A 22,918-nucleotide genomic window follows, 5' to 3' on the forward strand; every position below is an offset into this window, starting at 1 on the left:
GCCGGGCGCGGGGACACTGTGGTCCTTCTGACCACACATCGACCCCTCTGACCACACCTCGCCTCGGGAGTCACGAGCGTTATGCAGCAGGACGCACCCCCTCCCGTCGAGTCCCGTGCCGACGGTCCGAGAAAGTCCCTCGCCGCCGGGCTCAAGCAGCGCCATATGACGATGCTCGGGCTGGGCGGGGTGATCGGCGCCGGGCTGTTCGTGGGCTCGGGCGCGGGCATCGCCGTCGCGGGACCCGGCATCGTCGTCTCGTATCTGATCGCGGGCGCGCTCGCGATGCTGGTGATGCGGATGCTCGGCGAGATGTCCGCGGCCATGCCCGCCTCGGGCGCGTTCTCGGTGCACGCCGAGCGGGCGCTCGGGCGGTGGGCCGGCTTCTCGGTGGGCTGGCTGTACTGGTTCCTGCTGGTCGTCGTGTTGGCGGTGGAGGCGACGGGCGCGGCGCAGATCGCCAACGGCTGGGTGCCGGCGGTGCCGCAGTGGGCGTGGGTGCTGCTGTTCATGGTGGTGTTCACCGGCGCCAACCTCGCGTCGGTGCGCAACTTCGGCGAGTTCGAGTTCTGGTTCGCCACGCTCAAGGTCACGGCGATCATCCTGTTCCTGGCGCTGAGCCTGCTGGCGATCTTCGGCGTGCTGCCCGACACCCACGCGGTGGGTCTCACCAACCTCACGGGGCAGGGCGGGTTCCTGCCGAACGGCTGGAGCGGGGTCGTCTCCGGCGTGCTCGCCGTGGTCTTCGCCTTCGGCGGCCTGGAGGTCGTCACGATCGCCGCCGCCGAGTCGGACGATCCGGGGCGCGCGGTGGGCCGCGCGGTCCGCAGCGCCGTGTGGCGCATCCTCTTCTTCTACGTCGGCTCGATGCTCGTCATCGTCGCCCTCCTCCCCTGGTCCTCGATGCGGCCGGGGAAGAGCCCGTACGTGGCGGTGCTGGACTCGATCGGGGTGCCGGCCGCCGGGCAGATCATGAACATCGTGGTGTTCGTGGCGCTGCTCTCCGCGCTCAACGCCAATCTCTACGGCTCGTCCCGGATGGTCTTCTCGCTGGCGGAGCGCAAGGAGGCGCCGCGCTCGCTGCTGGCGGTGGCCGGCGGCGGGGTGCCGCGGCGGGCCGTGCTCGCCTCGGTCGCCTTCGGCTTCGTCTCCGTGCTGCTGAACCTGAAATGGCCGGATTCGATCTTCCAGTACCTGCTGAACGCGGTGGGCGCGGTGCTGCTCTTCGTCTGGGGGCTGATCGCCGCCTCGCAGCTGCGGCTGCGGCGGCAACTGGAGCGCGAACACCCGGAGCGGCTGACGCTGCGGATGTGGGGGTTCCCCTGGCTGACGTGGGCGGCGCTGGCCGCGATGGCGACGGTGCTGGTGCTGATGCTGTTCGACGACTCGGCGCGGCCGCAGCTGCTGTGGTCGGCGGGGGCGACGGGCGTGGTGCTGGTGGTGGCCCTGCTCAGGGAGTGGCGGCAGCGCGCGGCGCGGTAGCGCGGGCCTAAGCAAGGCGATGCACGGACGTACGCCCCCGCCCCCGCAGCGCGCTTCGCGGACGTACGCAGCCACCGCCCGTAACGCGGAATTCGGACGCACGGAGTCCGGTAACGCACAGCGCACGATGGCGCACAGAGATATTTCTGACGATGAGTCAGGTACACACAGTCACGATCAGGACTGAATATCGAACACCTCTGTCACGCCTGTTGTCCTGAGCGAACACGCGCCCCACACTGAGGTCCCTCCTTACCGATCTCACGCCTGAGGACTGCCACGACCATGACTCGGACACCTGCGTCCTCCGCGCATGAGCGCGAGGTCTCCGGCGCGCCAAGCGCCCCGATCGCGCCCGGCGACGCATCGCTGTCGAACGGCCTCAAACAGCGCCACCTGTCGATGATCGCGCTGGGCGGTGTGATCGGCGCGGGCCTCTTCGTGGGTTCGGGCGCCGGCATCGCCAAGGCCGGGCCGGGCATCGTGCTCGCGTACGCGGTCTCCGGTCTGCTGGTGATGCTCGTGATGCGGATGCTCGGCGAGCTGTCCGCGGCCAATCCGGCGTCGGGCACCTTCTCCGTGCACGCGGAGCGCGCGATAGGCCCGTGGGCGGGGTTCACCGCGGGGTGGATGTTCTGGGTCGAGCTGTGCGTGGGCATCGCGGTCGAGGCGATCGGCGCGGCGGCCATCATGGTCTCGTGGTTCCCGGCCACGTCCTCCTGGATGTGGGTCCTGCTGTTCATGATCCTCTTCTGCGGTACGAACCTCGCGGCCGTCGGCAATTTCGGCGAGTTCGAGTTCTGGTTCGCGACGCTGAAGGTCGGCGCGATCGGGATCTTCCTGGTGCTGGGCGTGCTCGCCGTCCTCGGCCTGCTGCCGGGCACCAGCTCGCCCGGCGGCGACAACCTCACCGGCGCGGGCGGCTTCCTGCCGAACGGCCTGAACGGCCTGATCATCGGCCTGCTGGCGTCCGTGTTCGCCTACGGCGGCCTGGAGACGGTGACGATCGCGGCGGCCGAGTCGGAGCACCCGGTGCGGGGCGTCGCCAAGGCGGTCCGTACCGCGATGTGGCGCATCGCCCTCTTCTACGTCGGCTCGATGCTGGTGGTCGTCACGCTGATCCCGTGGGACGACAAGTCGGTGGTCAAGGACGGCCCGTACGTCGCGGTCCTGAACCACCTGGACATCCCGGCGGCCGGCCAGATCATGAACGTCATCGTGCTGATCGCCCTGCTCTCCGCGATGAACGCCAATATCTACGGCGCGTCCCGGATGTCGTACTCGCTCGTGGCCCGCGGCCAGGGCCCCAAGTTCCTCGGCAAGACCTTCGGCGGCGTCCCCCGGCTGACCGTGCTCGCCTCCTCCGCCTTCGGCTTCTTCGCGGTGCTGCTCAGCTACTGGTGGCCGGACACCGTCTTCAAGTGGCTGCTGTACATGACCGGCGCCGCCGTGCTCGTGGTGTGGGCGTTCATCGCCGCCACCCAGCTGCTGTCGCGCAGCCGCCTCCAGCGTGAGGCGCCCGAGCGGCTGGTCGTGCGGATGTGGTTCTTCCCGTATCTGACGTGGATCGCGCTGTTCGCCATCCTCGGCGTGCTGGCGCTGATGCTCCGTGAGGAGGACACCCGGCTGCAGCTGTACTTCACCGCCGGGCTGACGGCCGTACTGGCACTCGGCGGGTACGTGCGGCAGCGGGCGGTAGCCGCCAGGAACTGACGCGGCGCACGCTCCCGGCCGGGGCGGGGCGGGTCCTGATCTTCAGGACCTACCCCGCCTCGGTCTTTTGTCGCAGGCCGCCACCCTTTCCCGCGTTTGGATTGCTCCTGCTGGTAGCGTCTACCTGCAAGTTAATTGCAACACGCAGTCGGAGAGGGCTCGGCATGGCCATCTACACACTTCCTGAACTCCCGTACGACTACTCGGCGCTGGCTCCGGTCATCAGCCCCGAGATCATCGAACTGCACCACGACAAGCACCACGCGGCGTACGTCAAGGGTGCGAACGACACCCTGGAGCAGCTCGAGGAGGCTCGGGACAAGGACCAGTGGGGGTCGATCAACGGCCTGGAGAAGAACCTGGCCTTCCACCTCTCCGGCCACATCCTGCACTCCATCTACTGGCACAACATGACCGGTGACGGCGGCGGCGAGCCGCTGGACAAGGACGGCGTGGGCGGCCTCGCGGACGCCATCGCGGAGTCCTTCGGCTCCTTCGCCAAGTTCAAGGCCCAGCTCACCAAGGCGTCGGCCACCACGCAGGGCTCGGGCTGGGGCGTCCTCGCGTACGAGCCGGTCACCGGCCGCCTCATCGTCGAGCAGATCTACGACCACCAGGGCAACGTCGGCCAGGGCTCGGTCCCGATCCTGGTCTTCGACGCCTGGGAGCACGCCTTCTACCTTCAGTACAAGAACCAGAAGGTGGACTTCATCGAGGCCATGTGGCAGGTCGTCAACTGGCAGGACGTGGCCAAGCGCTACACCGCCGCCAAGGAGCGGGCCAACAACCTGCTGCTGGCGCCGTAGCGGAGAGCGTCCTGCCTCGTGATCGTCTTCTCAACCTTCGCTTGGCAGGCGGATAGAGGAAAGGCCCCCGCGAGGACGTGACTCGCGGGGGCCTTTCGGTATGCCCGGTTCCGGCCGACTCTGACGTTATGGCCGACCCATCCAAACGCTGCAAGAACTGCGGCGACCGCATGCAGAACTTCCGCAGGCTCACGGACGACGAGTTCGACTACGTCCTCGCACAGGTAGGACGCGCCGAGGCCGGGAACTACCGGCGCTGCGACAACGGACACTGCCGGCGCGTCCAGCACTACTTCAAGTTCGGAAAGGGGTTCACCCTCCCCGAGTCCCTGCGCTGACTCAGTCGAAGTTCGGGCCCTCGGTGCGGCTGCGCTTGAGCTCGTAGAAGCCCTTGACCGACGCGACCAGCAGCGTGCCGTCCCACAGCTTCGCCGCCTCCTCGCCCTTGGGGGCCGGGGTGACGACCGGGCCGAAGAAGGCGATCCGCTCGCCGCCGTCGCCCGGCACGGCGATGACCGGCGTGCCGACGTCCTGGCCGACCAGGTCGATGCCCTCCTGGTGCGAGGCGCGCACCGCGTCGTCGTACGCGTCGGAGTCCATGGCGTCGGCGAGGTCCGCCGGCAGCCCCGCGTCCCCGAGCGCCGCCAGGATCATGTCGCGGCCGCGCCCCATCTTCTGGAGGTGGATGCGGGTGCCGAGCGCGGTGTAGAGCGGGGCCAGCACCTCGTCGCCGAACCGCTGGGCGGCCGCGACGCACACGCGCACCGGGCCCCAGCCCGTCTTGGTGAGTTCGGCGTACTTCTCGGGCAGTTCGTCGAGCCGGTTCTCGTTGAGCACCGACAGGCTCATCACATGCCAGCGGACCTCGACCGGACGGACCTTCTCCACCTCCAGCATCCAGCGGGAGGTCATCCAGGCCCAGGGGCAGAGCGGGTCGAACCAGAAATCGGCGGGAGTCTTTACGGTCTCGGACACGGGTTCTCTCCTCGTCGTGGCGCCGTCGGGCGCCAGGGGACCTCGGTCAGCGATTCAACAATCGGGCACCGTGCCATGATTCCAAGTGTTCGACATACGACACACAGAAGACACAGAGACGCAGCAGAGGGAGACACGTCGTGCCCGGTGAGAACCTGACCCGTGACGAGGCCCGCGAGCGGGCCCGCCTGCTGACCGTGGAGGGCTACGACGTGGCGCTCGACCTGCGGTCCGCCGTCGGGCCGGGCGGCGGCGCCGAGCCGGGCGCGCCACGCGTCTTCCGCTCCGTCTCCACCATCCGCTTCGACTGCGCCGAGCCCGGCGCCGCGACCTTCGTGGACCTGCTCGCGCCGTCCGTGACCCGGGTGGAGCTGAACGGCACGGAGCTGGACCCGGCCGCCGTCTTCGACGGCTCGCGCGTCGCGCTGGAGGGGCTGGCCGCGAAGAACGTGCTGGTGGTGGACGCGCGGTGCGCGTACAGCCGGACCGGCGAGGGCATGCACCGCTTCACCGACCCCGAGGACGGCGAGGTCTACCTCTACACGCAGTACGAGCCCGCCGACTCCCGGCGCGTCTTCGCCTGCTTCGAGCAGCCCGACCTGAAGGCCCCGTTCGCCTTCGAGGTGACCGCCCCGGCCGAGTGGACCGTGCTGAGCAACGGCGCGCAGGACGGCGAGCCGGCCCCGGCGGAGGCCGCGGCGGACGGCACGGCGGCCGCCACCTGGCGCTTCGCCCGTACGCAGCCGATCTCGACGTACATCACGGCCGTCGTCGCCGGCCCGTACCACTACGTCCGCGACCACTACAGCCGCGCCCTCGACGACGGCACCACGCTGGAGATCCCGCTGGGCGCGCTCTGCCGCAAGGGGCTGGCCAGGCACTTCGACGCGGACGACATCTTCACCGTCACCAAGCAGGGCCTGGACTTCTTCCACGACAACTTCGACTACCCGTACCCGTTCGGCAAGTACGACCAGGCGTTCGTGCCGGAGTACAACATCGGGGCGATGGAGAACCCGGGCTGTGTGACCTTCCGGGAGGAGTTCGTCTTCCGCGGCAAGGTGACGCAGGCGTCATACGAGGGCCGGGCCAACGTCATCCTGCACGAGATGGCGCACATGTGGTTCGGCGACCTGGTGACCATGCGGTGGTGGGACGACCTGTGGCTCAAGGAGTCGTTCGCCGACTTCATGGGGGCGTTCGCGCTGGTCGAGGCGACCCGGTTCAAGGACGGCTGGATCACCTTCGCCAACCGCCGCAAGTCCTGGGCGTACCGCGCCGACCAGCTGCCCTCCACGCACCCGGTCACCGCCGACATCGACGACCTCCAGGACGCCAAGCTCAACTTCGACGGCATCACGTATGCCAAGGGCGCGTCCGTGCTCAAGCAGCTCGTGGCGTACGTGGGGCGCGACGCGTTCCTGGAGGGCGCGCGGCGCTACTTCAAGCGCCACGCGTACGGCAACACCACCCTGGACGACCTGCTCTCCGTGCTGGCCGAGACCTCCGGCCGCGACATGGCCGGCTGGGCGCGCTCCTGGCTCCAGACCGCGGGCGTCAACTCGCTCACCCCGCAGGCCACCTACGACGCCGCCGGGCGCGTCACGGAGCTCGCCGTGCTCCAGGAGGCCGCCGAGTCGCACCCCGAGCTGCGCCCGCACCGCGTCGCCGTGGGCCTCTACCGCCGGGAGAACGCCGACGGCAGGCTGGTGCGCTACGCCCGCGCCGAGGTGGACGTCGCCGGGCCCCGTACGGTCGTGGCGGAGCTGGCCGGGGCCGAGCGCCCCGAGCTGATCCTGGTCAACGACGACGACCTGACGTACTGCAAGGTCCGCTTCGACGAGGGGTCGCTCGCCACCCTGCGGGCGCACCTGGACGAGCTGACCGATCCTCTGGCCCGCGCGCTGTGCTGGTCCGCGCTGTGGAACCTGACCCGCGACGCTCTGATGCCCGCCCGCGACTTCCTCGACCTGGTGCGCCGGTTCGGCGGGGCCGAGTCCGACATCGGCGTGCTCCAGATGCTGCACGCGTGGGCGAAGACCGCGCTCACCCACTACGCCGCGCCGCGGTGGCGGACCGAGGGCTCCCGGCTGCTCGCCGAGGCGGCGCTGAGCGAGCTGCGGCTCGCCGAGCCGGGCAGCGGCCACCAGCTCGCGTGGGCGCGGTTCTTCGCCCAGGTCGCGGGCGAGGACGCGGATCTGCAGCTGCTGCGCGGCCTGCTGGAGGGGACCGCGAAGATCGACGGGCTCGACGTGGACCAGGAGCTGCGCTGGACGCTGCTGGAGCCGCTGGCCGCGCACGGCGCGGCCGACGAGGCGCTGATCGCGGCCGAGCTGGCGCGCGACGACACCGCCTCCGGCAAGCGGCACCAGGTGCGCTGCCTGGCGGCGCGCCCCTCGGCGGCGGTCAAGGACCAGGCGTGGGCGACGGTCGTGGAGTCCGACGCGCTCTCCAACGCGCTGGTCGAGGCCACTATCTCCGGCTTCGACCAGTCCGGTCAGCGCGAGCTCCTCGCGCCGTACGCGCCGAAGTACTTCGCGGCCATCGACCGCGTCTGGCGGGACCGTTCCATCGAGATCGGCATGGCGATCGTCCGCGGGCTGTTCCCGGCGCTCCAGGACGACCCGGCGACGCTGGCGGCGGCCGACGCCTGGCTGGCGGAGCACCCCGCCGGCGGCGGCACCCCGGCGGCGCTGCGCCGCCTGGTCCTGGAGGAGCGCGACGACCTGGCGCGGGCGCTGCGCGCGCAGGAGTGCGACACGGCGGCCGGGGACCACTGAGCCGCCCGGCGTCCGTACGGGCCGCGGGGGTACGCCGTACGGGCCTTCGGTACGGACGCCCGTACGGTACGGGGCCGTCCGTACGGCTGCCGGGCGGTACGCGGCCGTCCGTACGGGCCGTACGGGGCGCGTCCGCCGACGGGGCGTTTTCGGCAGTCGAACGTCCGTACTTTAGGGCTGCCTTGTCCTGATTTGCCGACGAGCGTGTAACAGCGGTTAGGAGGCGGACGGGGCGCGGGAATGGCCGGGGCATGGACCACGACACCCCGCTCCCCGCGCGCCCTCCGCTCCCTCTCGACGGGGTACGGCTGCGGGTGCTGACCACCCGGCAGCTGCGCGAGCACGGCGTCGGCGGCGCCGACGCCGCCGACCGCTGCCGCCCCGGCGGCCCCTGGCAGCAGCTGCTGCCGGGGGTCTTCCTGCTCCACCCCGGACCGCCCACCAGCGAGGAGCGGCTGCATGCCGCGCTGCTGTACACCGCGTACCGCCCCCAGGGCGTGCCGTCGCAGTCCCGGCGCGCGGGCCGGGCGGCCGGGCCGGGCCCGTACGGCGAGGTGATGATCACCGGGCTGGCGGCGCTCGCCCTGCGCCGGTTCGCCGCCGCTCCCCCGCTGCTCTCCCTCGACCGGATCGGCGTCCTCGTGCCGCGCACCCGCCGGCTGCGCTCCACCGGATTCGTGCAGGTCGTACGGGCGGTGGAGCTGCCGGAGCCGCAGGAGGCCACGGGGGTGCCGGTGGCCCCCGTGGAGCGCGCTCTCGCCGACGCCGTGGCGCAGCTCGGCGAGCCGGTCGCGGTGCGGCGGCTGCTGACGGAGGCGGTGCGCGGCGGGCACTGCGACGCGGGGGCCGCGATGCGGGAGCTGGGCCGGGCCCGGCTGCTGACCCGTCCGCACGTCGTGGACGCGGTCGACACGCTGGTCGCGGAGGGGCGGGCGCTCGCGGAGACCGCGCTGTACGCCATGGTGCGCGGGCACCGGCTGCCCGAGCCGGTGTGGAACGTCGAGCTCCGGGCGGCGGGCGGCCCGTCGCTGGGCGGCGTGGACGCGTACTGGCCCGAGCAGGCCGTGGCGGTGGAGATCGATGTGCGCTCGCCGTGCGCCGAGGCGGACGCGGACGCCGTCCGCCTCGACCGCGCTCGCCGGCGGCAGCTCCTGGAGCGGCTCGGCATCACGGTCGTCCAGCTGTCGCCGGTGAAGCTGCGGGAGGCGGCGGAGCAGCAGGCCGCGGTGGTCCGTACCGCCCTGATGGCGGCGGACGACCGCGACCCGGCCGCTTATGTGGTGGTCATGCCGAGGTGAGCCCTGGGGCTCACGGGGTGGGTCAGCGCAGTGCGCCGAGCGCCTTGTCCAGCGGCGTCCGGGCGCCGGGCGCGGGGACCTTGCCGCAGTACTCGGCCTCCATCACGGAGTCCCATTCGCCCGCCCAGTCGCCGTTGAGGTTGAAGGCGGCGGTGTGGCGGCCGTCCGGGGTGGCGGTCGCCAGGGAGAGCGAGCCGTGGATGCCGCCGTCGTGCAGCCAGATCTCCTGGCCGCACGAGAGCTTCGTCCACATGACGCCGAGGCCGTAGCGGAAGGTGGTGTCGGTGGGGTCGACGGCCACGCCGGTCAGCAGTTCCTTCTGCTGCTTCGGCTCCAGGAGGCGGCCGCCGATCAGCGCCCGGTAGAAGCGGTTGAGGTCGCCCGTCGTCGAGATGATCTCGCCGGCCGCGCCGGCCCACGAGGGGTTCAGCTCGGTGACGTCGTGGATCTCGGCGTTCGGCTCGGCGGTGAGCGGGCTGTACGCGCGTCCGTGCGGGTTCGGCATCCGCGCCGAGGTGCCGGGCAGCGAGGTGCCGTGCAGGCCCAGCGGCTCGATGATCCGCCGCTCGATCTCGGCGGCGTACGAGTGGCCGGTCGCCTCGCCCACGATCATTCCGGCGAGGACGTAGTTGGTGTTGGAGTAGTTCCAGGCGGTGCCGGGCTCGAAGTCCGGCTTGTGCGACATGGCGACGGACACCAGCTGCTCGGGGGTTTTCGTGTCGTAGCGGTGCTTGAAGAAGCCGTCGGAGAGCGCGTGGGCCACCTCGGGGTCGGCGGTGTAGTTGAAGAGCCCGCTGGTGTGGTTGAGGAGCTGGCGGATCTTGATCTTGGAGCCGTCGTTGCCGTGGCCCTTGACCACGCCGGGCAGCCAGTGCTCCACGGTGTCGTCGAGGCTGAGCTCCCCCTCCGCCTCCAGTTGCAGCAGGACGGTGGAGACGAATCCCTTGGTGATGCTGCCGGCCCGGAAGCGGTCGGCGGTCTTGCGGGGGCGCTCCGTTCTGAGGTCGGCGACGCCGACGGACCCGTTCCAGGTCCCGTTCTCGTCCCGCGCCTGCCCCAGTGCCCCCGGAACCCCGGCCGCCACCTGGGCGTCCATGGCCTGCTGCGTGGCGGTGTGGCCGTGCCCCCGGCCCGTCTCCGCCTGGGCGGGGGCGGCGAGCGCCGCCACGGTCAGCGCGGCGCTCACCGCCGCCCCTATCAGTCCGTTCCTTGCCGTGCGAGTGGTCATGGCGATTCCTCCAACGGTCGCGGACATGCACCCGAGAGGACTCCGGCACGGCCCGCACCGTTGCTCCGCCCCCGCCACTGCGATGAGTTCGGGCCACAGGGCGTACGCGCGTACCGGCGCGGGGCCGCGGATCAGCGCCGCGGCAGCAGCAGTTCGGTGTTGCGGTCCCCCAACCGGCCGACGAGGTCCGTGCTCGCGCCCGGCGCGTTGAAGGCCAGTTCGCGGTAGAGGGCGGCGAGGCCGGTCTGGGAGAGGTCGTGGAAGTCGGTGCGGTGCGGGGCGGCCGACTCGACGAGGGTGGTGAAGAGCGAGACGGTGCCGTCGTGGTTGTCCGTCACCTCGATGACGCGCGCGAGCTGCGGGTAGTCGACGTGCGAGGCGGTGGAGACCTCCCAGAACGTGCCGCGCGGCTCGATCTTGTTCTTGTGGCTGTGGCCGTTGATCCAGGCGAGCACGTTGCGGTGGCGGCGGAGCACGGCGATCAGCTCGTCGCCCTGGTGCCGGGCCTCGCCGGGGCGGGCCGGGTCGGGGGTCGCGTTGTTCATGCTCCAGCTCGGGTGGTGGCTGAAGACGAGCGCGTACTGGTCCTTGTGCTCGGTCAGGGTCCGCTCCAGCCAGCGGAGCTGGGCGGTGCCCAGGGAGCCCTGGTAGTGGCCGCCAGGATCGGTGGAGTCGAGGCTGATGCCGATGACGCGGTCGGAGATCCGGAAGGAGTAGTAGAGGGTGCCCGCGTCGAGGTTGTCCTTGCCGTAGCCGTGGCCTATGGGGCCCGCGCCGGTGTGCGCCGGGTCGAGGTGCGCGGCCAGGTAGTCGCGGGTGGTGGTGGGGGCGCGGCGCGGGTCGGGGGTGATGGTGCGCATGTCCTTGCGGTGCGCGCGCAGCAGCTCCTCGATGTGCTTGCCCTTGGGGTCCACGCCGCCGGCCTCGCCGTCGAGGATGCGCTTGGCCTCGGCGGCGCCGATGGACTGGAGCTTGCGGTTCCCGGTGGCGACGTCCGCGATGAAGCTGCCGACGCCCGGGTAGCAGCCGCCGGAGAGCCCGTCGTGGTTGCCGTAGGTGGAGTACCAGGGGACGGCGAGGCCGGGGCTGTTGACGGTGCGGGTGGCGGCGGCGAGATAGCCCGGCAGGTGCGGGAAGCCGTGCTGTTTGTCGGCGTCGCGCAGCGTGCTCTCGGGGTTCCAGAAGAGCTTGAGTCCGGAGTTCTGCACGCCTTCGTAGTGGCGGGGGTCGCCGGTGTTGGGGGTGATCCGGCCGCCGGCCATGGCGGTGAGGAACCAGTCCAGTTCGGCCTTCGAGTTGTTGTCGCCGTTGTCCCCGGTGGTCATCACGAAGGAGAGCGGGGAGCCGGTGGCGGGGCCGGTGCGCAGCGCGTTGACGCGCTCGATGAGCGAGACGACGCCGGGCATGGTCAGCGCCTCGTGGGGCCGCCAGGAGCCGATGTTGCCGGCCCGGAAGAACTCGTAGCGCAGCGGGTGCTGGACGTCGGTGAGGTGCAGGTCGGTGAAGTGCACGAAGGAGGCGACGGTGGTGCGGCGGTCCGCGCGGCCCTTCTTGGCGGCGGCGAGTTCGGTGCGGGTCTGCCGGGGCCAGCCGGGGCCGTCGCCGAGCCGCCGGAAGGGGCCGGAGCCGCGCGGGGCGGCGGCGGAGGCGAGGGTGGTGCCCTTCGCCGAGGGGGCGGCGGGGACGGCTGGGACCTCGCGGGCGGCTGCCCCGACGCTCTCGGCCGCGCCGGGGGCGGCGGTCGGGGAAGCGGTCGCCGAGCCTCCGCCCGGCCCGAACGCGAGGCCGAGGCCGGTGGCGGCGCCGACGGCGCCCGTGGCGGTGAGGAACGTACGGCGGTCGAGGGCGGCGGCTGCGGAGCGGATACGGGACCTGCGTGACATGCCTGTCTCCCCGAGTGCGAACGCGAATGTGGCGGGCGGCCGTGGCCGACCTGTCACAGAGGATCGTTGGCATCGGGGATGACCTGGGCGTTAACTCGACGGCAACGGCCGCCGCCGATCGCTTCACATGGATCTTGGCTGTTGCGAATCGCCATGCGGGAATCGCCGAATGGAGCGCCGGCGCTCACTCGCAGTTCACCGGGCGCGGGAACGCGCCCGGCGCATAAGGGGCGCGACGCGCCCGGCGCACTACCGGCCCGCGGGCAGCCGCCCGTTCACCACAGCCGGACCGCGGGCAGCCGCCCGTTCACCACGGGCTTCAGAAGAACCCGCACGTAGGCGCTTCCATCACCGGCGCCGCGAGCCCCTCCGCGCCGTAGGGGGCGAAGAGTTCCAGCCGGATGCCGTCCGGGTCGTGGAAGAAGACGCCGCCGGACGGCGTGCCCTGCCCGTGCGGTACGACGCCCTCGTAGTGGAAGTCCGCGCCGATGGAGCGCAGGACGGCCTCGGCGGCCCGTACGTCCTGGATCCGGTCGACCTCGAAGGCGAGGTGGTGCAGGCCGGAGCGGTCGCCGTCGTACGGGCTGCCGGCCTGCTGCCAGAGGGTGACCGCGAGCTCCCCGTCGCGGCCGAGGAACGCGAAGCGGCGGCCCTCCCCCGCGTCGGCCGCGCCCTCGCGGAGCACCTCGAAGCCGAACACCCGCGTGTAGAAGGCGATCGAGCGGTCGATGTCGGTGACGTTGAGGCCGACGTGCCCGGTGCGCAGTGTGGCCGAGGCCATGGGGTTCCCCTCCCGCCGGGGACCGGGCCGCTCCCGGCCGCCCGTTCCTGACGACAGTAGGAGCGCTCTTCGAAGGCGGTCAACGGGGTCACAGGGGCTGACCGCTTGACGGCTTTATTGCCGTTTCCTCACCTGTGGCACATGGCGGATTTACGCCATCATTACTTTGGGCACCGACAACCCTCCCCAAACAGCCATCACTTGCGTGAAAGTGATCGGTCATCCGGTGTCGATTCTCGGATTCCGGACCTTCAGCACCGAAGACCGAAGAAGGACGCGATGACCTCTGATCCTCAAGCCCCGTCCGCCGGCGGCGCGAGACGCACGGCCCGAATAGCGGTAGCCGCGGGCCTGGTGGCCGCGCTCGCCGCGCCGATCCCCGCGCTGGCCGCGGACCACGGACCGGGGTCGGACCCCGGCGCCGGCCCCGCCAAGACGGCCGCGGCGGCCAAGCTCGGCCCGCACGACGCCCAGCTGCTCGCCGACGCCAAGGCGGACGGCGACAAGAACGTCACGCTGATGATCGCCACCGCCCCCGGCCGCACCGCGCAGGTCGCCGGGGAACTGGACGCGGTCAAGGGCGGCTCGGTGGGGCGTACGTACGACAAGCTCGGCTACGTACGGGCCACCGTGCCGACCTCGCAGGCGGACGCCGTCATCGCCAAGGCGCAGAAGCTCGACTCGGTGCACGGCATCGACCTCAAGCAGGAGATCAAGCTCCCGGACCCGTCGCCGCGCGGCGACGAGGCGACGGGGATGAAGGCAGCGCGGACCGGCGGCAAGGCCGCGTACCCGGCGCCCGGCAAGCACACTCCGGCGAAGAACCCGTACCAGCCCGCCCACGAGACGGGCGCCGTGGACTTCGTGCAGGAGCACCCCAAAGCCGACGGGCGGGGCGTGACCATCGGCATCCTCGACTCGGGCGTCGATCTCGGCCACCCGGCGCTCGCGAAGACCACCACCGGCGAGCGCAAGATCACCGACTGGGTGACGGCGACCGACCCGATAGTGGACCAGGACGGCACCTGGCGGCCCATGACGACGTCCGTCAAGGGCCCCGCCTTCTCCTTCAACGGCCGTACGTACCGGGCGCCCGAAGGCTCGTACAAGGTCAGCCTCTTCCGGGAGAGCGCGACGGCCGGCGGCGACATGAAGGGCGACCTGAACCGGGACGGCGACACCACCGACTCCTGGGCCGTGCTCTACGACCCGGCCAAGGGCACCGTCCGCGTGGACCTCGACGACGACGGCGACTTCGGCGACGACGAGGAGATGCGGCCGTACAAGGAGGACCACCAGGTCGGCTACTTCGGCAAGGACGACCCGGCCACCCCGATCGCCGAGCGCATCCCCTTCGTGGTGGAGATCCGCAAGGACGTGCCGATGGACCCGTACGGCGGGGACTGGACGGGGAAGAAGGCCGACTTCGTCAACATCGGCGTGGTCGAGTCCGAGCACGGTACGCACGTCGCGGGCATCACCGCGGCGAACGGGCTGTTCGGCGGCCGGATGAACGGCGCCGCCCCCGGCGCGAAGCTCGTCTCCTCGCGCGCCTGCACGTGGAGCGGCGGCTGCACCACCGTCGCGCTCACCGAGGGCATGATCGACCTGGTCGTGAACCGGGGCGTGGACATCGTCAACATGTCGATCGGCGGGCTGCCGCCGCTGAACGACGGCAACAACGCGCGCGCCGAGCTGTACACCCGGCTCATCGACACCTACGGCGTCCAGCTCGTCATCTCCGCGGGCAACGACGGGCCCGGCGTCAACACCATCGGCGACCCGGCCGTGGCGGACAAGGTGATCAGCGTCGGCGCGTCCGTGTCGAAGGACACCTGGGCCGCCGACTACGGGTCCGTGGTCGAGACGAAGAACGCGATGATGCCGTTCTCCTCGCGCGGCCCGCGCGAGGACGGCGGCTTCACGCCGACCCTCACCGCGCCGGGCGCGTCCGTCAACACCGTGCCCACCTGGGAGCCGGGAGCGCCGGTCGCCGAGGCCGGCTACGACCTGCCGCCCGGCTACGCGATGCTCCAGGGCACCTCGATGGCGTCCCCGCAGGCCACGGGCGCTGCCGCGCTGCTGATCTCCGCCGCCAAGGAGCGCCGCCATGCGCTGCCGCCGGCCGAGCTGCGCACGGCGCTGACCTCGACCGCCAAGAAGATCAAGGGCGTCCAGGCGTACGCGCAGGGCGCCGGCCTCATCGACGTGAACGAGGCGTGGGAGGCGATCCGGGACGGCGTGAGCGTCCAGGAGTACGCGGTGAAGGCGCCGGTGAAGACCTCGCTGGCCGGTTCGCTCAAGACGCCGGGGTTCGGCACCGGGCTCTACGACCGCGAGGGCGGCCTGAAGACGGGTGAGAACCGGACGTACGACATCAGCATCACCCGCACCACCGGGCCCGACCGCCCCATCTGGCACGAGCTGGAGTGGAAGAACAACGACGGCACGTTCCGCATCGTCGGCGACGACGAGGTCAAGCTGCCGCTGAACCGGCCGGTCACCGTCAAGGTGCGCGCCAAGGCCCGTACCGCCGGGGTGCACAGCGCGATCCTGACCGTGAACGACGACCACACGTGGCCCGTCGACAAGCAGATCCTGACGACGGTCGTCGCCGCGCAGCCCCTCGCGCAGCCGTCGTACGCGGTCAAGGAGTCCGGCTCCGTCCAGCGCAACGCCACCACGTCGTACTTCGTGAACGTGCCGAAGGGCGCCAAGTCGCTGGAGGTCGCGATGAGCGGCCTGCGGTCCGGCAGCCAGACCCGGTGGATCGCCATCAGCCCGTACGGCGTCCCGGCCGACCCCACGTCCACGCCGAACTGCTACCCGAACTACCCGAACCCGGCCAACACCTGCCGCCCGGAGCTGCGCTCGTACCCCGACCCGCTGCCCGGCGTCTGGGAGTTCGAGGTCGAGTCCCGGCGCACGTCACCGCACCTGGACAACCCGTTCACGCTGACGGCCACGGCGCTGGGCGCCGCCTTCGACCCGGCGGAGCGCACGCTCCCCGAGGTCAAGGCCGGCACGCCGGCCGCCGTCTCCTGGACCGCCGCCAACGGCTTCGCCGCCATCGACGGCAAGCTGCGCGGCGGCAAGCTCGGCTCCTCGGTGACCGACCGGCCGACGATCAAGCAGGGCGAGACGCGGACCACCAAGGTCACCCTGGGCGAGGGCGTCACCCGCCTCGACGCGTCGATCGGCCGCGTCTCCGACGCCAAGGCCGACCTCGACCTCAGCGTCTACAAGGACGGCAAGGTCGTGGCGTCCTCCACCAAGGGCGACTCCGAGGAGTCCGTCTCCCTTCCCAAGCCGCCCGCCGGCGAGTACACCATCGAGATATCCGGCTACTCGGTGCCGTCCGGCTCCACCGCGTACGACTACCGCGACGTCTACTACGCCCCGTCGCTGGGCGAGCTGCGCACGGACGAGACCAGGCCGGTCCGCCTGGCGTCCGGCGCCAAGGCCGAGGTGAGCGCCGAGGTCATCGCGGCGGCCGCCCCGCCCGCCGGCCGCGCCCTCTTCGGCGAGGTCCAGCTCCTGACCGCCTCGGGCACGGTGGCCGGGAGCGGCGCGGTGAAGATCGAGAAGGTGGTGGGGTGACGCACTGAGTGAGGCCGGGGCGGGCGCGCGCAGGGGCGCCCGCCCCGGCTGTTACGCGCCGCCACGCCCGTACGCGCTCCGGTACACACCGCTACGCCCTACACGGTGCACCTGGCGACGACTAAATTGGTGGCATGAGTGTATTCACCGTGCGCATACCGGATGACCTCGACGCCGACGTCCGCAAGGCCGCTGCCGACACCGGCCTCTCGCTGAACGCGTACATGGTGCGCACGCTGCGGCGGCAGATGGTCAAGGAGGCCGCCGAGGCCCAAGCCGCCCTGGGCGGCGTCCTCCTCGTCGACGACGGCGGCCCGGACCCCGCCGGTGACATCCGGTGAAGCGCGGAACCGTCTGGGAACTCCCGCTCGCCGACGCCACCCGCACCGTCCTGGTGCTCTCCATCGACGAGGCCAACGACAGCTACCGCGCGGCCGTATGCCTGCTCCTCCACCCCTCCGGCGCCTACCCCGACACGCTGCTGTCCGTGCCCATCACCGACCCGGTACGGGCAGTGGCCGTACCGGTGAACCTCACCCAGTACGCGGCCCACCGCTTCGAGAACGCGAAACCGCTCGGCCGGATCCCCTCGGAGACGATGGAGCGCGTCGAACGCGCGGTCCGTTCCGTGCTGGACCTCTGAGAGCGATCTCGCAGGGCGGCGCGTCCGGCCCACCGTGATCCACGTCACCCCGATCCCCCTCCCCCTTCAGCAGATTGGACAAAGCGGCTGCACCCCGACGCATGATGGAGCGGCTTGTCCAGGCCAGAGTCGTCCAGGTCACAGCCAGACCGCAGCAGATCGTGCGAAGGAGTCAGCGTGAGGATCGGAATCGTCGGAGCCACCGGCCAGGTCGGCGGGGTCATGCGCAAGGTGCTCGCCGAGCGCGACTTCCCCGTCGAGGAACTGCGTCTCTTCGCCTCCGCCCGGTCCGCCGGCCGGATGCTGCCGTGGGGCGGGACCGAGATCGCCGTCGAGGACGCCGCCACCGCGGACTACTCCGGCCTGGACATCGTGCTGTTCTCGGCCGGCGGCGCCACCTCCCGCGCGCTCGCGGAGAAGGTCGCCGCCCAGGGCCCCGTCGTGATCGACAACTCGTCGGCCTGGCGGCTCGACCCCGAGGTGCCGCTCGTCGTCTCCGAGGTCAACCCGCACGCCGTGGCCGACCGTCCCAAGGGCATCATCGCCAACCCGAACTGCACCACGATGGCCGCCATGCCCGTGCTGCGCCCGCTGCACGCCGAGGCGGGGCTGACCGCGCTGGTCGCCACCACCTACCAGGCCGTGTCCGGGTCCGGGCTCGCCGGGGTCGAGGAGCTGGACGGGCAGGTCCGCAAGGCCGCCGACGACGCCACCGCGCTGACCCACGACGGCTCGGCCGTCGAATTCCCCGAGCCGGGCGTCTACAAGCGCCCCATCGCCTTCAACGTGCTGCCGCTGGCCGGCGCCATCGTCGACGACGGCAGCTTCGAGACCGACGAGGAGCAGAAGCTCCGCAACGAGTCCCGCAAGATCCTGGAGATCCCCGGCCTCAAGGTCTCCGGCACCTGCGTGCGCGTCCCCGTCTTCACCGGCCACTCGATCCAGGTCAACGCCCGCTTCGAGCGCCCGCTCACCGTCGGGCGCGCGTACGAGCTGCTGGGCGAGGCCCCCGGCGTCGAGCTGTCCGAGATCCCCACCCCGCTGGAGGCCGCCGGCCGCGACGCCAGCTACGTGGGCCGCATCCGCGTCGACGAGACCGCCCCGAACAGCCTGGCCCTGTTCCTCTCCAACGACAACCTGCGCAAGGGCGCGGCCCTCAACGCCGTCCAGATCGCGGAACTGGTCGCCGCGGAGCTGCGCGGCTGAGCCCCCCGGCGCACGGGCGCACCAGCGGGGCGGACGGCTCGCACGGGCCTCCGCCCCGCCCTTTATTCGCTTGCCCGACGTGGAAGGATGGCCGGAATAGTCGCGACACAAGGAGATGCCCCGGTGCCTGGTACGAACCTGACCCGCGAAGAGGCGCAGCGGCGGGCGCGCCTGCTCACCGTCGACTCGTACGAGATCGACCTGGATCTCTCCGGCGCGCAGGAGGGCGGCACCTACCGGTCGCAGACCGTCGTGCGCTTCGACGCCGCCGAGGCCGGCGCCGAGTCGTTCATCGACCTGGTGGCCCCGTCCGTGCGCGAGGTCGTGCTCAACGGGACCGCGCTGGACGCCGCCGAGGTCTTCGCTGACTCGCGGATCGCGCTGCCGGGCCTGCTGGCGGGGCGCAACGAGCTGAAGGTCGTCGCGGACTGCGCGTACACGAACACCGGCGAGGGCCTGCACCGCTTCGTGGACCCCGTGGACCAGCAGGCGTACCTCTACACGCAGTTCGAGGTGCCGGACGCGCGCCGGGTGTTCGCCTCGTTCGAGCAGCCCGACCTGAAGGCGACGTTCCAGTTCACCGTGACGGCCCCCGAGGGCTGGACCGTGATCTCGAACTCCCCCACGCCCGAGCCCGCCGGCAACGTCTGGAGCTTCGAGCCGACGCCGCGCATCTCCTCGTACATCACGGCGCTGATCGTCGGCCCGTACCACTCGGTGCACAGCAGCTGGGAGGGGAACGGCCGCAGCGTGCCGCTCGGCATCTACTGCCGCCCCTCGCTCGCCGAGCACCTCGACGCGGACGCGATCTTCGAGGTGACGCGGCAGGGCTTCGACTGGTTCCAGGAGAAGTTCGACTACGCCTACCCCTTCGCCAAGTACGACCAGCTCTTCGTGCCGGAGTTCAACGCGGGCGCGATGGAGAACGCGGGCGCGGTGACCATCCGCGACCAGTACGTCTTCCGCTCCCGGACCACCGACGCGGCGTACGAGCGGCGCGCCGAGACCATCCTCCACGAGCTGGCCCACATGTGGTTCGGCGACCTGGTGACCATGGAGTGGTGGAACGACCTGTGGCTGAACGAGTCGTTCGCCACGTACACCTCCGTCGCCTGCCAGGCGTACGCGCCGGGCAGCCGCTGGCCGCACTCGTGGACGACCTTCGCCAACTCCGAGAAGACCTGGGCGTACCGGCAGGACCAGCTGCCCTCCACGCACCCGATCATGGCGGAGATCCGCGACCTGGACGACGTCCTGGTCAACTTCGACGGCATCACGTACGCCAAGGGCGCGTCCGTGCTCAAGCAGCTCGTCGCCTACGTCGGCATGGACGAGTTCTTCCGCGGCGTGCAGGCGTACTTCAAGCGGCACGCGTTCGGCAACACCCGCCTCGCCGACCTGCTGGGCGCGCTGGAGGAGACCTCCGGGCGCGACCTGAAGACCTGGTCGAAGGCGTGGCTGGAGACCGCCGGCATCAACATCCTGCGCCCGGTGATCGACGTCGACATCGCCGGCACCATCACCTCCTTCGCCGTCAAGCAGGAGGCCCCGGCGCTGCCGGCCGGCGCCAAGGGCGTCTCGACGCTCCGCCCGCACCGGATCGCCATCGGCTGCTACGACCTCCAGGACGGCAAGCTCGTCCGTACGGACCGGGTCGAGCTGGACGTGGACGGCGAGCTGACCGCGGTGGAGGCCCTCGTCGGCAAGAAGCGCCCCGCCGTCGTGCTGCTCAACGACGATGACCTCTCGTACGCGAAGGTGCGCCTGGACACCGAGTCCCTCGCGGCCGTCACCCGGCACCTGGGCGACTTCACCGAGTCCCTGCCGCGCGCCCTGTCCTGGGCCTCGGCCTGGGACATGACGCGCGACGGCGAGCTGGCCACCCGCGACTACCTCGACCTGGTGCTGTCCAACATCGCCAAGGAGACGGACATCGGCGTGGTGCAGTCGCTGCACCGCCAGGTCAAGCTCGCGCTCGACCTCTTCGCCGCCCCCGACTGGCGCGCGGAGGGCCTCGCCAAGTGGACCGACGCCGCGCTGGAGCAGCTGCGGGCCGCGGCCCCCGGCAGCGACCACCAGCTGGCGTGGGCGCGGGCGTTCGCCGTGACGGCCCGTACGGACGCGCAGCTCGACCTGCTCGCCGGGGTGCTGGACGGGACCGAGACCATCGAGGGGCTGACCGTCGACGCGGAGCTGCGCTGGGCCCTGCTGTCGCGCCTCGCCGCCACCGGCCGCGCCGACGAGCAGGCCATCGCGGCCGAGCTGGAGCGCGACCGCACCTCCGCGGGCGAACTGCACGCCGCCACGGCGCGCGCCGCCCGGCCCACCGCCGAGGCCAAGGCCGAGGCGTGGGCGTCGGTCGTCGAGTCCGACAAGCTGCCCAACTCCGTACAGGAGGCCGTCATCGGCGGCTTCCTCCAGCCCGACCAGCGCGAGCTGCTGGCCCCGTACGCGGAGAAGTACTTCGCCGCGGTGAAGGGCGCCTGGGACACCCGCAGCCACGAGATGGCGCAGCAGATCGCGGTCGGCCTCTACCCGGGCTTCCAGGTCTCCCAGGCCACCCTGGACGCCACGGACGCCTGGCTCGCCTCGGCCGAGCCGAGCGCGGCGCTGCGCCGCCTGGTCACCGAGTCGCGCGCGAGCGTCGAGCGCTCGCTGAAGGCGCAGGCGGCGGACGCCGGGCGCTGACGCACCCGGCTGACGGCCGTACGGACAGGGGCCCCCGCGGCGCGGAAACGCGCGGCGGGGCCCTTCCGCGTGTGTGGCCGAGGATTCCGTTGTGCACGGCCGCGGGAGCCCGTGATGAGCCTCGTACCCGGGCAGTGATCAGCGGGGAACCGGGAACAACGGCGGCCCCGCAGAAGTCATGAAGGACATGGGAACAGCGAACGGCCGTGCGGCTCTGGGGGAGGTGGCCTGCCGGTACCAGGCGGACGAGGTGCGGCCGGAGGACCTGCCGATGGCCGCCGCCGAGGCGCTCGCGGCCGGGCTGGACTCGCCGGCGCTGTGCGACCTCGCGGGCTGGTCCCGCAACGCCGACGCCCGCGATATCCACGACGCCTTCGAGCAGGCGCTCGCAGAGTGCGGAATCGGGCTGCCCGGCCCCGATGTGGCGCTGCGCCACGCCCTGCGCCGCCGGGCGGAGCAGCTCGTCGGCGGCGGCATCGGCCCCGCCGACCTGGCCCGGGACGACTGGTGCGAGACGGAGCCGGAGACCGCGGAGGAACGGGCGTTCCTGGCGCTGATCCCGCCGTGCGAGTGCTGTATCGAGTACACGCTGGGGCTCGGCGAACAGGCGTGGGCGGCCGGGCTGCGGGCCGCCGCGCTCGCCCTGACCGCCGCCCCGCCGCCGGGCCCCGGCTGCTGACCCGGCCGGCTCCCGCTCGGCTTTCTCAGGCGCTCTCGGCGCGCGCCTGGCGGCGGGCCAGCAGGGCGGCGCGCCGTTCGTCGAACTTGACGGCCTGGTCGTCGAGGCCGCCCATGTACAGGCCCAGCTCCTCCTGCGCCTTGAGCCCCTCCGGGCCGAGGCCGCCGATGTCGAGGACCTTGAGGAAGCGCAGGACGGGCTGGAGCACGTCGTCGTGGTGGATGCGGAGGTTGTAGATGCCGCCGATGGCCATCTGGGCGGCGGCCCGCTCGAAGCCGGGGATGCCGTGGCCGGGCATGCGGAAGCCGACGACCACGTCCCGTACGGCGCTCATGGTCTGGTCGGGGGCCAGTTCGAACGCCTTTCCGAGGAGATTGCGGTAGAAGACCATGTGCAGGTTCTCGTCGGTGGCGATGCGGGCCAGCATGCGGTCGCAGACCGGGTCGCCGGAGTGGTGTCCGGTGTTGCGGTGCGAGATGCGGGTGGCCAGTTCCTGGAAGGCGACGTAGGCGACCGAGTGCAGCATGCTGTGGCGGTTGTCGGACTCGAACCCCTCCGACATGTGCTGCATGCGGAAGTTCTCGAGCGCGACCGGGTCGACGGCGCGCGAGGCGAGCAGGTAGTCGCGCATGACGATGCCGTGCCGGCCCTCCTCGGCCGTCCAGCGGTGCACCCAGGTGCCCCACGCGCCGTCGCGCCCGAAGAGCGTCGCGATCTCGTGGTGGTAGCTGGGGAGGTTGTCCTCGGTGAGGAGGTTGACGACGAGCGCGGTACGGCCGATGGCGGTGACCTTCGACTGCTCGACGGCCCACGCCTCGCCGCCCATGATCCCGTCGAAGTCACGGGCGTCGCTCCACGGCACGTACTCGTGCGGCATCCAGTCCTTCGCGACGCCGAGATGGCGGTTGAGCTCGGTCTCGACGACTTCTTCCAGCGCGTACAGCAGCTGGCTGTCACTCCACGCGGCCTGGCCGTGGTGGCGGGAGGGGGCGATGGTCACAGCGGGCTCCAGGGGACGTCTGGGAACGATCGTATGATCGATACTTACGGTTCCGTAGGTTACGCCACCGTAGGTTAAGCCGGCCATAAACAGCAAGGGCCCCCTCCGCTGATTCGGAGGGGGCCATTCCGGAGCGGGGCCGGGAAATCGGCCAAC

17 protein-coding genes are annotated in these 22,918 nt (G+C 71.5%); 12 read left to right on the plus strand and 5 right to left on the minus strand.

All coding sequences use genetic code 11. The features are described from left to right. Positions 1-81: 81 nt before the first annotated feature. The 4 genes from AB0I49_RS27640 to AB0I49_RS27655 all read left to right on the plus strand — a co-directional run bounded on the left by AB0I49_RS27640 (position 82) and on the right by AB0I49_RS27655 (position 4,339). A complete protein-coding gene (locus tag AB0I49_RS27640) occupies positions 82-1,482 on the plus strand; it encodes an amino acid permease (RefSeq protein WP_363229814.1) in 1,401 nt (466 codons plus the stop codon). 285 nt (positions 1,483-1,767) lie between these two features. Beyond that, positions 1,768-3,195, plus strand: a complete 1,428-nt coding sequence (locus AB0I49_RS27645; protein ID WP_363229815.1) for an amino acid permease — start codon at positions 1,768-1,770, stop codon at positions 3,193-3,195. 164 nt (positions 3,196-3,359) lie between these two features. Then, complete coding sequence (locus AB0I49_RS27650; protein ID WP_363229816.1) at positions 3,360-4,001, plus strand: superoxide dismutase; 642 nt, start codon at positions 3,360-3,362, stop codon at positions 3,999-4,001. A 128-nt stretch (positions 4,002-4,129) separates the two neighbouring features. Then, positions 4,130-4,339, plus strand: a complete 210-nt coding sequence (locus AB0I49_RS27655) for a hypothetical protein (RefSeq protein WP_363229817.1) — start codon at positions 4,130-4,132, stop codon at positions 4,337-4,339. 1 nt (position 4,340) lies between these two features. Here the strand turns inward: AB0I49_RS27655 and AB0I49_RS27660 are convergent, their stop codons facing one another. Beyond that, positions 4,341-4,976, minus strand: a complete 636-nt coding sequence (locus AB0I49_RS27660; protein ID WP_363229818.1) for a disulfide bond formation protein DsbA — start codon at positions 4,974-4,976, stop codon at positions 4,341-4,343. A 140-nt stretch (positions 4,977-5,116) separates the two neighbouring features. Between AB0I49_RS27660 and pepN (AB0I49_RS27665) the strand changes: the two genes are divergently transcribed. Then, positions 5,117-7,756: an aminopeptidase N gene (gene pepN, locus AB0I49_RS27665; RefSeq protein ID WP_363229819.1), complete on the plus strand. Its 2,640-nt coding sequence runs from the start codon at positions 5,117-5,119 to the stop codon at positions 7,754-7,756. A 251-nt stretch (positions 7,757-8,007) separates the two neighbouring features. Continuing rightward, positions 8,008-9,054: a hypothetical protein gene (locus tag AB0I49_RS27670; protein WP_363229820.1), complete on the plus strand. Its 1,047-nt coding sequence runs from the start codon at positions 8,008-8,010 to the stop codon at positions 9,052-9,054. Between the two features lie 22 nt (positions 9,055-9,076). On the opposite strand, the gene AB0I49_RS27675 is transcribed toward AB0I49_RS27670, so the two are convergent. The 3 genes from AB0I49_RS27675 to AB0I49_RS27685 form a co-directional block, all read right to left on the minus strand. Next, positions 9,077-10,282 (minus strand): serine hydrolase domain-containing protein, encoded by a 1,206-nt coding sequence (locus tag AB0I49_RS27675; protein ID WP_363229821.1) that lies wholly within the window; start codon positions 10,280-10,282, stop codon positions 9,077-9,079. A 131-nt stretch (positions 10,283-10,413) separates the two neighbouring features. After that, positions 10,414-12,165 (minus strand): TIGR03767 family metallophosphoesterase, encoded by a 1,752-nt coding sequence (locus AB0I49_RS27680; protein WP_363229822.1) that lies wholly within the window; start codon positions 12,163-12,165, stop codon positions 10,414-10,416. 319 nt (positions 12,166-12,484) lie between these two features. Further along, entirely contained in the window at positions 12,485-12,946 is a 462-nt protein-coding gene (locus AB0I49_RS27685) for a VOC family protein (protein ID WP_363229823.1), read from the minus strand. Positions 12,947-13,225: 279 nt separating this feature from the next. Between AB0I49_RS27685 and AB0I49_RS27690 the strand changes: the two genes are divergently transcribed. The 6 genes from AB0I49_RS27690 (at position 13,226) to AB0I49_RS27715 (ending at position 21,762) form a co-directional block, all read left to right on the plus strand. Beyond that, positions 13,226-16,546: a S8 family serine peptidase gene (locus AB0I49_RS27690; protein ID WP_363229824.1), complete on the plus strand. Its 3,321-nt coding sequence runs from the start codon at positions 13,226-13,228 to the stop codon at positions 16,544-16,546. A gap of 134 nt (positions 16,547-16,680) precedes the next feature. Further along, a complete protein-coding gene (locus tag AB0I49_RS27695; RefSeq protein ID WP_363229825.1) occupies positions 16,681-16,887 on the plus strand; it encodes a toxin-antitoxin system HicB family antitoxin in 207 nt (68 codons plus the stop codon). Beyond that, positions 16,884-17,189 carry a type II toxin-antitoxin system PemK/MazF family toxin gene (locus AB0I49_RS27700; protein WP_363229826.1) on the plus strand — a complete coding sequence of 102 codons (306 nt, stop codon included), beginning with the start codon at positions 16,884-16,886 and terminating at the stop codon, positions 17,187-17,189. The genes AB0I49_RS27695 and AB0I49_RS27700 overlap by 4 nt, the downstream gene beginning before the upstream one ends. A 177-nt stretch (positions 17,190-17,366) precedes the next feature. Beyond that, entirely contained in the window at positions 17,367-18,395 is a 1,029-nt protein-coding gene (locus AB0I49_RS27705) for an aspartate-semialdehyde dehydrogenase (RefSeq protein ID WP_363229827.1), read from the plus strand. A 123-nt stretch (positions 18,396-18,518) separates the two neighbouring features. Further along, complete coding sequence (gene pepN / locus AB0I49_RS27710; RefSeq protein WP_363229828.1) at positions 18,519-21,083, plus strand: aminopeptidase N; 2,565 nt, start codon at positions 18,519-18,521, stop codon at positions 21,081-21,083. 187 nt (positions 21,084-21,270) lie between these two features. After that, positions 21,271-21,762, plus strand: coding sequence for a hypothetical protein (locus AB0I49_RS27715; RefSeq protein ID WP_363229829.1), 492 nt, complete (start codon positions 21,271-21,273; stop codon positions 21,760-21,762). A gap of 25 nt (positions 21,763-21,787) precedes the next feature. On the opposite strand, the gene AB0I49_RS27720 is transcribed toward AB0I49_RS27715, so the two are convergent. After that, entirely contained in the window at positions 21,788-22,762 is a 975-nt protein-coding gene (locus tag AB0I49_RS27720; protein ID WP_363229830.1) for an acyl-ACP desaturase, read from the minus strand. Between the last annotated feature and the right edge of the window lie 156 nt (positions 22,763-22,918).

Source organism: Streptomyces sp. NPDC050617 (assembly GCF_040654795.1).
In the GTDB taxonomy this organism is placed as follows: domain Bacteria; phylum Actinomycetota; class Actinomycetes; order Streptomycetales; family Streptomycetaceae; genus Streptomyces.